An 11,067-nucleotide genomic window follows, 5' to 3' on the forward strand; every position below is an offset into this window, starting at 1 on the left:
TTTTTAAGAAACGATAGTGCCAAAAAATAAAAAAATTAAATATAAATTTGAGCCGCAAGGGAAAACAATTAATACCACCCTAAGCGAAAGCCATGCGACTGTTCACACTTATCCGGAGCACGGTTATATATATACAGAACTTATGACTTGCGGTGATATTGACACGAAGGAATTCATCACCGGAATGCTGGAACATTTCCAACCGGTGTTCGGTACATTGCGAATATTAGATAGGAGCTATGAGTAGCGATGGCAAAAATGGGACGCCCCCGGAAAGAGATTAATTTCGCGGAATTCGAGCGGCTGATGATGCTGTTGCCGACGGCATCGGAAACGGCAAGTTTTTTCGACGTTTCCACGGACACTCTGGAGCGGGCAATAAAAAGGCAGTACGGGAAGGAAGCTACATTTGCGGTGGTTCAAAAAAGGTTTGGCGAAAAGACAAAAATAAGTTTGCGGCGGAACATGATGCGAATGAGTGCAAAGAATGCCTCTATGGCTATATGGCTTTCGAAAAATATTTTAGGGTTCCGCGACCAGCCGTATCTGACAGAAGAGGAAGTAATGTTGGACGGGGTGATGATTGTGCCGGATGATAGTGAAGACGAGGGTGATGAAACGGTATAAAACGATAAAATACACCCCGCTTGCTTACCTGCGTGAATTCCATGCAGACCGGAATTCGCACCCACACCGTGCAATTATTACCGGTTACGGTGGTGGGAAAACTTATGCAGTTTGTATGGAAAATCTTATTGTCAGCGGGATAAACAAAGGTGTTCCGAATGTAATCATAGAGCCAACTTTCCAGATGGTGAAGGACATTTTGGAGCCGACAATGTTCAGCATCCTGGAAGCGAATGGGTTGAAACAGGACAGACATTTCTACTATAATAAGACCACTAAGAACTTTGTTTTCCCACTTTGGGGCGGTGTCCTATGGTTCCGCTCCGGCGACCGCCCTGAAAAATTGAAAGGTGCCAACTTGGGGATGGTTTCCATAGATGAACCGTTCATCCAGGATGTAGAGACATACAAGGTTGCAATTTCACGTTCCCGGCACCCCAGCGCAAAAGTTACGGGGGTCGTGCTTTCGGGGACGCCGGAAAAATTAAATTGGGGATACGACCTTATTCAAGATGGACGTGAAAATTACAAGGTGTACCAGGGGAGCACCTACGATAATATACACCTGAACAGCAGCTATGCTGAACGGTTGAAATCATCTTATGGTGAAAAAGAAGTCCGAGCTTATGTTTATGGGGAATTCGTAGATATGACCGAGGGCATCGTCTATTATGCTTTCAGCGATGAAAATATTATTCCAGATTATACACCGGTGGCTACACGCCCCTTAGAAATCTCCTGCGATTTCAACATAGACATCATGTGCTGGAATATTGGGCAGGAAGTTGGCGGGGTTGAATACACATTTGATTATGTGGAGATGACCGGAACAGCGAAGACTGAAATGATGTGCCAACTGCTGAAAGCGAAGCTCTATGCTGATTACGCCAATAATTACAGCGCCCTTGTGTTCTATGCAGACATTGCCGGAAGTGCAAATCGCCCCGAAGCGGCGTACTCGAACCTGGAGATTATCCGCAATCATTTCCCCGGCGCCCGGATAGAAACGAGGCACATCCAGAACATTGGGGACAGAGTGAGTGCAACAAACAGGATGTTCCAGGACTCCACCGGGAAACGGCGTGCTTATGTGGCACAAAAATGTAAGCGGTTGATAAACGACTACAAGCGTGTACATTGGGATCACTTGTTACGCAAAGGCACAGCCGGTGAATTGACGCATGCGAGTGATGGCGAGAGCTATAAGTTTTACGCAAAATATCCGCTGCTGGGTGCACCGGAAATAATAAGAAAATCAATACATACAGGAGTTTAGAATGATAGATATTACACGCACACTTCTCAATTCGTACGCCGGAGCGTACTCCAACATGCTCTTCGATTCCGAAGCCGAGCGCCTTGCAACTTACCGGCGCTTCACAGCAATGTACGAAAAGGATGCAGACGAGGTGTTGAAAATATTGAAACTTTTCTATCTTGATAGACCATTTTCTGCGGACACACTTAAGCGAATGCCTCTTGTTTATGACGACATAATAGAGAAAATATTGCAACGCAAAACCGCTGGGTTGATTGCCAAACCGCCGAGTATAGAATTAATTGCAGAGGCAACGGGCGAGGGGGCTGGGTTTGATATTACGCCTGTCCTAGAGGAACTTAATTTGTTTGTCGTTTTACAGGACGCACTGTTGAGAAGTGAATTTTATAACATAGTGATTTTGCAGCCCGTTTACAGAGATGGTGCAATCCAGGTTGATGTGATTACGCCGGACGAATGTTCTGTTCGCACGGGCGAAGATTATTTAAAAATTGCGGCAATAAGTGTCGCACGTGTGAACGCCGATGGTGAACTCTATACAAGCAGATGGACTGAGACAGAGCACAGCATCGTTGATGCCAACGGCGAGGACATACCGCCACCGGACAATCCACAGATGGTGAACCCTTACGGGCGGTTGCCGTTCGTTGTGTTCAGAAACAGGAACGGGCGTGACTTTTGGGGCGAGCCAAACTGGAGCCTCTATTACGAACAGCTAAGCTATCTGATGTCCAAAAACGATGCTCTGTTCGGCGAATATTTCCAGAAGTTTCCGATACTTTACGGCGTAAATTTTCCGTTGGCCGACAAACAAAAATTGGGGCCGGGGGACTATCTTGAAGCCACCAACTTACAGAACAACTTAGCGCAACCGCGGCTTGAAGTGTTGAACTTTCAAACCGATTGGGAAAACATCCGCGCCAATCAGCGAGCACGATTAGAGCAGTTCTATATCAATCAAGGGCTTCCAGCCAGTTCGTTCGCCACCGACCGCCAATCGCTTTCCGGCGATGCGAAGGCAATGGATGAAAAAGAGCTGGAAGAGAGCAGAGATCGCAAGCGTGCGTCTATAGTGCGAATGATTACAGAGCTGCTTGACACCGCCCGGACAGTATGGAACTACCACAAGGACAATGAAAGAATTCCGGAAGATGGTTTCAAATTTAGGGTGCAACTGAATGACCAAAACGATCGAATAAGTCCATCGGAACTAAAGGCACTAAGGGAGATGCAAATCACCTACGGTATTGCAGACCCAATAACTTTCATCATGCAAGACCTAGATTTGACCCAGGACGAGGCGATTGCACATTACCAGAAAATACAGACAAGGATGCAGAAAATACAGCAGCAAGCGAAGAAGCCATCGCTGCTTGATTTTCTGAACCGCAAACAGGAACCAGAAGATGCCAGGTAACGATCCGAACATACGATTAGACCAATATTACGCAGACATCCAGAAGATAGAAGAGGCGTTCATTGCCAATGTAAAACGGCTCATTGCGGCGAAAAATATAGAGCTGGAAGAGCTATCGGAATTCCTCACCCAGTATGATTTTTTCGAGATGCTGGAAGAGCTGGGATACACAACAAAAGCATCGGAATTCATAGAAGATTGGGATGCACAAATAGTCAGGCTGCTGAATCTTAGCCACATAAAAGGTGTAGAGCAGGTTGCGAAGGTTAAGCTGTCTAATTTGGATTTTTTGCGCAAAGTTGAGCTTGATAAGATACTCAGACGGGGGCGTGATTATGCTGGGGATGTGCAAAGCGAATTAATGAAAGCACTTATAGGCGGACGCACTTTTGATGACATACGGGAAGCTGTGTTGCCACGAATACAAAAAGAGATGGTATTTTATCCCGCGTGGTTCAATTCCGCTCTGAACACAGCGTATTCCGAATATAATTCGTTGGGACTACAGACCGTAATGGAAGATATACCAGAAGCCCGATTTATTTTGCAGGGTCCGTTCGACGCCCGTACCCGCCCTGCATGCAGGCACGCCCTTGAGATACAGGATGAACACCCACAGGGATTCACGAAAGCTGAAATAAACAAGGGTGTGCTGGGAAAATACAAAACGAAAGAGGGCGAGCAGGTGTATGATATGACAAAGCGGGGCGGATTTAATTGCCGACATTATTTTGAGGCGAACACCGATTCCTGGGAGACAGGGAAGGCAACCGTAATTAAGGGGGGTGCAACTGAAAGCGGAAAGGAAATTTAACAATGGCTGTCGATTATTTCTTTGACCTACGCGGCGCCACCGGTGTGCTGTCAATTCCAAAGAGATTCTGGATTAAGTTGGGACAATGGATAATAAACACAGTCAGGCGGGAGACCCAGCAGGGGATCATGCAGACTGATGAACCATGGAAAGCGACTTATTCACAAAAATATAAGGAATTAAAAGCGAACAATTTCCGTGTTCCCGGAAAGACAAAAAAGGGCAAACCGACAATGGTAAGGATGGCACAATATCGTGGTGTTTCAATTGCATCTACGAACACTGCTTATGTCGATATGACCGCGACGGGACAAACATTACGCGGGTTCCAAATCGTGGAGACAACGGAAAATAGTGTCGTACTTAGTTACGCCGCCGCAGATATATGGAAAATAATTGGGAATCAGAAGCCCGGGCTTAACCGTAGGATAGTTGGATTGCGGGCGGCGAATAGAGATGCAGTTACGGACATGTTCGTGGAAATGGTAACGGATGAAACAATAAAGAAAATAGTAGGTAAAAAAGAAATACGCATAAAACTTTGAACAAATATAAAGGATTAATAAAATGTTAGAAGAAAACAAAAGCTTGCTGGAAGGCGCCCCGACGGATACTGTGGATACAGCACCGGTGGGTGAAGCAGCGGGAACAACTAACAGCAACATCAACTCCCGGCGGGAATATCTAGAAAATGAACTAAAAGATGTGATAAAGCAGCGGGACGAACTAAAAAAGAGAATTCGTAAGCAAGAAGAGGATGCTTTGCGCGAGCAGGGGAAATACAAGGAGCTTGCGGAAACGACAGGTGAAAAATTAGTAACCGTAGAAAAGGAACGGGATGAACTATTGCAAGTGAAAGAAAAATATAATATATTGGAATCCCAAATTAGAGCGGATCTGCTAGAAAGATTGCCGGAAGCGAAACGGAAGTTTGCAGACGGATTCGATATAGCGAAGCTCCGTGAATATACCGAGCTGGAAGGCACGGCTGCAAAAGTTGGAACGGCGGATGCAGGTAGAACAGGACGGGGGTACTTAGACGCAAGCAAGGTAACTTATTCTGACTATCTCCGGTTCACACCGGAACAGAGGGAGATGTTTGCGGAACAGGCGCCCGAAAAATACAAAGAATTCGTACAACTAAAAGTTAGGAAATTGTAATGGCAACTACTGCTTTGACGGACATAAAATTTCAGTCCAACATTTTCAAGGAAGCGCTTTCAGCCGTTTTTTCGGATAAACTGCGTTTCTACAATGAGGTATTGCGCCCCGCTCCGGACGCAGTAATCTCTGCAAATGAAACGGGGCAATTTGTCTCATTACCGCAATACAGTCCAGTTTCCAGTCGCATGACAAGTATTGCGAGTGGTAACACACTCACACCTGGGAAGCTCACACAGACGAACGATAGAGCTGCATGGTTGGAACGCGAAATTGCGATTGCGAGCGAGGAAATTGTGAAAATTGTTTCTGCGAACGACCCGACGGAAGAGGTTGCGATACAGGCAGCCACCATATTGGCGCGTGAAGTGAATTATACCACCATTTCTGCACTCACCGGTATTTTTGCAGCCGCCCTGCTCGGGAGCCATGTTCACGATGATAGCGGGAACACGGTCTCATTAGAAGGACTGCAGGCGGCGAAATTCAAGCTGGGTGATTCCTTCGAAGATTTGACCCTTGCGATATGCAACAGTAAGGTCTATAACGACATGCTTACGAAAAAGATTGCAGTTGAAGCCGGCGCATCCACAGTTACGGTTGATAGCGGGCGAATCTTCACAGCTCTGGGAATGACCGTTGGGGCGGAGGATGCGCTTACCGCCGTGAGCTCCGTTTATAAAACTTATCTTGCGAAACCGGGTGCCATAATCTTTAAATTCCGCAACCGCCCCGCGCAAACATTCAGCGCTAAAAATGTAACAAGGGTTGACACCGGAACAGGTGTAATTGCAGATTTCGAGATTGCACGAGACCCGTTGAACAGCGGCGGTGTAGATACCATAATTATTAGGGCATCGTACCTCGTGCATCCAGTTGGACTCGCGTTCACCGACCAAACAACGAATCCATCTGATACAGACCTTGCAACCGGAGCCAATTGGACGAAGGTTGCGAGCGATGACAGGCAGATCGGGTTAATTCAGTACTTGACTAAGTAAGGAAGGAATGGGAAAAATGAATGCAATAAAAAAATTTTTATTTTTGGCAGTATTTCTCACTGCCGGGATTTATGCGCAAAAAAGTGATTTACGACTTGTATTTGCGGACACGATTTCGAACAGCCAGACGAAAACGGGGTACATTGACCTTACAGGTCTCCCCCCGTATGATTCTGTTGGTGTCAGTGTCTTGCAGAGCGGGGCGGTCTCGATTAGCAAGGATTTAAGTTACGCGCTGGGTGTAATAACTTACCTTCCAAACATCGGCACCGGTTCGCAGCGTGTCTCATATTTCAACACAGGTAAGACAATCTCGCTTGCCGGAGACCAAACAACTACTGGAAGCGGAACAGCTTACGGGGTTTGTACGAAATATTTCAAACGGGACTCGCTCATGCAGCACAACCAACTGAAAATATCCCTGACAGCTAAGAGCACCGGCAACACGGTTGTGGTTGGGACACAGAAAGTTGCGGTTTTCTTAGTGGTCTTCCGAAAGGAGAATTAATTTAGTATGGCAAAAGAAGTGAAACAAAGGCAGGGGGAAACTCCTGCCGATTTTTACCGTCTGAGTGAACATGCACAGCGGTACGGTTTTCGGGCAACGATAATAGACGGTACCCGTATTGCGGTTAGACCACGGAACAATTTCGTGCGCACAACAGAGACGGGACAGCATTACCCAGATATTACGGAACCGGCTCAAGGCTTGATTCTCTCCCTTGATGGACAGCGAATTATCTCCGCAACCGACGACGGGTTCACCGGTTTGACGCCAAAACAAGTGTATGAATTGGCGTCGAACGGGACGATTATCCTTAGCCGTGTGCGCCCGGAACATGGTGAAACTTTTCTGAATTACATCAAGGAAAACACCGGGACTCCCGGGGTTGATGAGTATTAAGCTATGGCTTTACATACGGGTTTGACTTACCGGAATGTTTTGGGGCGGGAGCCTGCACTGCAATCATTTGACCCAGCTTATGCCACCGCATTCGCTGGGTTGATTGCGGAAGCGAAGGTAGTGATTGACAATCGTCTCCGGGCGATGGGGCTGGATTTAAATAAAATTGGGATTAAAAATTATATATGGAACAACGACAATCCAAATGTTGGAGACCTGAATAAACACTACAATGGAGACTTCCCTTATACAGAGCCGAACACATTATTAATTGTAACGGGAATGTTGCCACCTGAGTACTCTGTGGGGGTAGAATTTAGCGGCAGGGCGGTTTTTTCGGAAGCTGAGATAACAGACCGTGTTTTTGGGGCAATTTTGCCATATATGGACCGGGACTTTTTTATAGAACTAAGTGGTGAGTATTTTGTAGAAAACCGGTTGCAAGTTTATCTCACTGACCCCGCAATATACATGGTGCACCTATACAAAAGCTTAGAGTTGATTTTCGAAAGCATAACCGCCGAGCCGGGTGATCTGTTCGAACAAAAAGCAGAGCGATACCGGCAATTATATGAACAGGAATTTGCGACGCTTGTAACCGTATATGATACCAACGGAGACGGGGTGGTGGATGGAGCAGATAATCTTAAGCAACTTAAACAGGTAAGGTTTACGAGGTAACGGTTTTGGCAGATTGGCAGACAGAACGGGCGGCTTTAGTTGGAAATTTACTTGCGAAGTTCTCCGGCTACAAAGAAATTGATAAAGATGTAACATCCACCGGGCAAATACCTATAGTACAAAAAGAGAAATACCTGCGATGCGAACTGATGGCGGGCAATGTTGATGATTTGACATCTGGGATGGTTTTGGGACGATACACGGTAAAAGTAACTTTGTACTTAATTGTCCAAAAGTTTGATTACGAAACATTTAAAAGTGATATTCTTAAAAATTTAAACATAATTTTGAATACATACAACTATAACCTCATCGACGGCGTGAGCTTCACAGCGGTTGAAAACCGACAGGCAGAGGCAAGTTTCACACTTGAGGTTGGGGCTAGTTCATAAAATAGGAGATAAAACAAAATGGCTGATTACATAGCACGAAAAGCGAAAATAGGTTTTTGGCACAAATTAAATTTTGGGTCAACTGGGGATATTGGTGTAGGTACCACAACAGCTGCAAATTACACATTGCTCATGGAGCCCGAAAAAATTGCGGGAAACAAACCGACGGTGAGCAGGGAAGAGTACCAGCTGACAAGTGCTCAGGGGCTAATTGCGGAGCGAGCCCGTTCGTTCACGGACGCACAAAGTAGCCTGCATCATGTCAAACTTGGTGGAGTTGCAATACGGGAACAGTTGCCGCTTTTGTTCTTTTTGGCACTTTTTAAAGCTGCTGAAACAGATTACACTGTCCCCAACCCCGATAATTACCAGCAGGTTTTCACATTTTTTGCCAAAGACAGTTTACCGGATTTCACGAATCCGTATGAACCAGAGGGGAACTCAAATCCAAATGTTTCGCCGCCGTTGGCGATAATAGCTATAGACGAGACGGGGACAACTGGGTCGGAGCTTGTTGATGTTTACAGTGATTGCATAGTGGACACGCTTGATTTTTCCGTGAACCCGAACGCACAGGGAACGGCAAGGTTCGCACAGGTTGATTGCACATTCGCAGCCGGGTACCACGATGGTTACCCAACAAGCGGGGATTTAACCTTTCCTACACCCCCGGCGGTTGTCCCATACAATAATCAGAATGCCTTTGCATTCTCCATCACGGATGCAATCACCTATTCGGGGTGTTTCAAGGAGTTCCGTCTAACCATAAATAATAATGTAACCTCGGACTGCAAAACAACGGGCGGGCGCCCCACAAATCTAAGGGTCTCGCCGGAAGCACAGATTGAATTTTCGTTGCCGTATAATTCAACGACACAGGCACTGAAGAATAAATTTGTCGAAGGCACTGAAGCCACTATAAAACTTAGTACGGGGACAACGGGACAATTGGGTTTTCTGGAAATAGAAGGAAAGGGTGCGCTGATAAATTTGGAGACGGCAATTGAGAATAATGTATGGGTTCTTAAGGGAACATTGAAATGCGAACAGCCGGCGAGCGGGGAAGCGCTGAAAGTTACTATGTGTTCGCTCACACAACTTATTGATGTGGCATAAAATAGGGAGATTAGAATGAAACTTTTCTTAAGAGACAACGACCTCTCTGATTGGGTTAAGGTTGGTGAAGGTGTCGAGATAAAAATTGAATATCCGACACCACGTCAAGAGGCGGAACTGATGGCTAAGCTCTCAACTCTGCGATATATGGAGCCGGAAGAATCGGGGCGGCTTGAGATAATTGCACAGTACTACGGTCTTTTAGTAAAATATTGTGTGAAAGATTGGCGGGGAATCACGGATGAAAGAACAGACGAGGAAGTGAAATGTAAATTGAACTATGAAGGCACCGAATTAGACGCACAGCTTTGGGGCGCTTTGATGGCGAACCCATTTCTTGCCGAAGCTTGGGGCGGCGAAATAAAACGGCAAATTGATTTTACGCCGATTGATAAAAAAAAATTAGTCTCTGCGGATACTTCTACTACCACGGAGACATCGAAAGCGGGACGGCGAAAGAGTACCCGCTGACTCTGACGGATACATATAGCGGGGAACAGGTTGTCCTGCAGACGCACGACGAATTCATAGAATGGTTCACCGCCGTATTTGAACAGGAAAAACAGGAATTCGAACAACGAAATGCAAAACAAAAATTCACAATCGAAACGACACTTGACAGATTTGGGCTTCTCAACCCCCGGGAAGGGGAGCCTGGAGTTGCACAATTTTTCGACCCCCGTTCCATCCAGCTTATCCAACTTTATGAATTTTACAAATTCAACCCCATCGCTTACGGCGATGGTATGGTTTGGCGTACCGCCGTTACAATATTGCGTCGATTCGAACCGCGAGGGGGGCTCTTCTAATGGCTGATACACGCGAAGTAACGGTCAAAATAACCGCTGATACGGCGCAGGCGGAAAGTGCGATAAAGCAATTCAAGGACACTACTAAAGGCGCCTCAAAGGCGATAGACGAACAGAAAGAGGCGGCGAAGAGGGCGAAAGCTGAACTGGATGCGTACAATAAAAGAGTGTCAGGTGGTGCATCGGCGATGCTCTCTTTCAACCAGACCATCCAGGACGCACCCTACGGGATAATGGGGGTTTCCAACAACATAACTCAATTTTCCCAACAATTCGCATATCTCTCAAAAGAAGCGGGGGGCGCAAAGGAAGCCCTAAAATTAATGGCACAAAGCCTCTCGGGACCGATGGGGGTTGTTTTTGCTATTTCTCTTGCGACTACAGCGTTGCAGATTTTCACAGGACAGGCACATACGGCGAAGGACGCTGTAGATGATGTGCAAACTGCTTTGCAGGGGGTATTGACACTTAAGAATCCGCTTGAAGCTTTTAAGGGCGGGTCAAATCTTCAAACTTTGCAAGCTTCGCAAAGCAAAACATTGGGGGCAATAAATACATACAAAGCTGCTTTAAGGAGGATTAATGACGAAATTCTAAAAATTACTGCGAGCACGAAGGGAATGCCACTTGTATCGGGCGCCGGTCCAGCAGCGAGAATGGAGCAATTAGAGGAACAGAAATTAAATATTGAGACTGAACTAAAAACCTACCAAACGGTTTATTCTGAAATCACAGCAAGCATAAACTCATTTAAGGAATTGCAGCGAATTGCGAATGTTCTGGACACCGTGGGGCTGACACGGAAGCCCGCAAAAACACCGAAAACTAAGACACCGAAAACTACGACACCGAAAACTACGACACCG

The 11,067-nt window shown here is 46.2% G+C and carries 15 protein-coding genes; all 15 read left to right on the forward strand.

Annotation, left to right across the window (positions count from 1 at the left end; translation table 11 throughout):
• Positions 1-16 precede the first annotated feature (16 nt).
• A complete protein-coding gene (locus LC115_08160; GenBank protein MCZ2356645.1) occupies positions 17-247 on the forward strand; it encodes an S-adenosylmethionine decarboxylase in 231 nt (76 codons plus the stop codon).
• 2 nt (positions 248-249) lie between these two features.
• Positions 250-627, forward strand: a complete 378-nt coding sequence (locus tag LC115_08165) for a hypothetical protein (protein ID MCZ2356646.1) — start codon at positions 250-252, stop codon at positions 625-627.
• Positions 614-1,903 carry a terminase family protein gene (locus LC115_08170; GenBank protein MCZ2356647.1) on the forward strand — a complete coding sequence of 430 codons (1,290 nt, stop codon included), beginning with the start codon at positions 614-616 and terminating at the stop codon, positions 1,901-1,903. The genes LC115_08165 and LC115_08170 overlap by 14 nt, the downstream gene beginning before the upstream one ends.
• A gap of 1 nt (position 1,904) precedes the next feature.
• Entirely contained in the window at positions 1,905-3,323 is a 1,419-nt protein-coding gene (locus LC115_08175; protein ID MCZ2356648.1) for a hypothetical protein, read from the forward strand.
• On the forward strand, positions 3,313-4,137 hold the full coding sequence (locus LC115_08180) for a hypothetical protein (GenBank protein ID MCZ2356649.1): 825 nt from the start codon (positions 3,313-3,315) through the stop codon (positions 4,135-4,137). Before LC115_08175 ends, LC115_08180 begins: the two co-directional genes overlap by 11 nt.
• A gap of 2 nt (positions 4,138-4,139) precedes the next feature.
• Positions 4,140-4,682, forward strand: a complete 543-nt coding sequence (locus LC115_08185) for a hypothetical protein (GenBank protein ID MCZ2356650.1) — start codon at positions 4,140-4,142, stop codon at positions 4,680-4,682.
• A gap of 22 nt (positions 4,683-4,704) precedes the next feature.
• Complete coding sequence (locus LC115_08190) at positions 4,705-5,298, forward strand: hypothetical protein (GenBank protein ID MCZ2356651.1); 594 nt, start codon at positions 4,705-4,707, stop codon at positions 5,296-5,298.
• Entirely contained in the window at positions 5,298-6,299 is a 1,002-nt protein-coding gene (locus tag LC115_08195; protein ID MCZ2356652.1) for a major capsid protein, read from the forward strand. The genes LC115_08190 and LC115_08195 overlap by 1 nt, the downstream gene beginning before the upstream one ends.
• Positions 6,300-6,306: 7 nt before the next feature.
• Entirely contained in the window at positions 6,307-6,807 is a 501-nt protein-coding gene (locus tag LC115_08200; GenBank protein MCZ2356653.1) for a hypothetical protein, read from the forward strand.
• Between the two features lie 6 nt (positions 6,808-6,813).
• Positions 6,814-7,203 carry a hypothetical protein gene (locus tag LC115_08205; GenBank protein MCZ2356654.1) on the forward strand — a complete coding sequence of 130 codons (390 nt, stop codon included), beginning with the start codon at positions 6,814-6,816 and terminating at the stop codon, positions 7,201-7,203.
• A 3-nt stretch (positions 7,204-7,206) separates the two neighbouring features.
• A complete protein-coding gene (locus LC115_08210; GenBank protein MCZ2356655.1) occupies positions 7,207-7,884 on the forward strand; it encodes a hypothetical protein in 678 nt (225 codons plus the stop codon).
• Positions 7,885-7,889: 5 nt separating this feature from the next.
• Positions 7,890-8,276, forward strand: a complete 387-nt coding sequence (locus LC115_08215) for a hypothetical protein (GenBank protein ID MCZ2356656.1) — start codon at positions 7,890-7,892, stop codon at positions 8,274-8,276.
• A gap of 18 nt (positions 8,277-8,294) precedes the next feature.
• Positions 8,295-9,392: a hypothetical protein gene (locus tag LC115_08220; protein ID MCZ2356657.1), complete on the forward strand. Its 1,098-nt coding sequence runs from the start codon at positions 8,295-8,297 to the stop codon at positions 9,390-9,392.
• Positions 9,393-9,407: 15 nt separating this feature from the next.
• Entirely contained in the window at positions 9,408-9,863 is a 456-nt protein-coding gene (locus LC115_08225) for a hypothetical protein (protein ID MCZ2356658.1), read from the forward strand.
• Between the two features lie 337 nt (positions 9,864-10,200).
• Positions 10,201-11,067: hypothetical protein (locus tag LC115_08230; protein MCZ2356659.1), on the forward strand; the 867-nt coding region annotated here is incomplete at its 3' end.

This window comes from Bacteroidia bacterium, from assembly GCA_026932145.1.
In the GTDB taxonomy this organism is placed as follows: domain Bacteria; phylum Bacteroidota; class Bacteroidia; order J057; family JAIXKT01; genus JAIXKT01.

Coding starts and splice junctions, on each gene's coding strand:
- LC115_08165 (MCZ2356646.1), top strand. CDS start 250: ATGGCAAAAATGGGACGCCCCCGGAAAGAGATTAATTTCGCGGAATTC.
- LC115_08220 (MCZ2356657.1), top strand. CDS start 8,295: ATGGCTGATTACATAGCACGAAAAGCGAAAATAGGTTTTTGGCACAAA.
- LC115_08185 (MCZ2356650.1), top strand. CDS start 4,140: ATGGCTGTCGATTATTTCTTTGACCTACGCGGCGCCACCGGTGTGCTG.
- LC115_08210 (MCZ2356655.1), top strand. CDS start 7,207: ATGGCTTTACATACGGGTTTGACTTACCGGAATGTTTTGGGGCGGGAG.
- LC115_08170 (MCZ2356647.1), top strand. CDS start 614: ATGAAACGGTATAAAACGATAAAATACACCCCGCTTGCTTACCTGCGT.
- LC115_08225 (MCZ2356658.1), top strand. CDS start 9,408: ATGAAACTTTTCTTAAGAGACAACGACCTCTCTGATTGGGTTAAGGTT.
- LC115_08175 (MCZ2356648.1), top strand. CDS start 1,905: ATGATAGATATTACACGCACACTTCTCAATTCGTACGCCGGAGCGTAC.
- LC115_08190 (MCZ2356651.1), top strand. CDS start 4,705: ATGTTAGAAGAAAACAAAAGCTTGCTGGAAGGCGCCCCGACGGATACT.
- LC115_08200 (MCZ2356653.1), top strand. CDS start 6,307: ATGGGAAAAATGAATGCAATAAAAAAATTTTTATTTTTGGCAGTATTT.
- LC115_08180 (MCZ2356649.1), top strand. CDS start 3,313: ATGCCAGGTAACGATCCGAACATACGATTAGACCAATATTACGCAGAC.
- LC115_08195 (MCZ2356652.1), top strand. CDS start 5,298: ATGGCAACTACTGCTTTGACGGACATAAAATTTCAGTCCAACATTTTC.
- LC115_08205 (MCZ2356654.1), top strand. CDS start 6,814: ATGGCAAAAGAAGTGAAACAAAGGCAGGGGGAAACTCCTGCCGATTTT.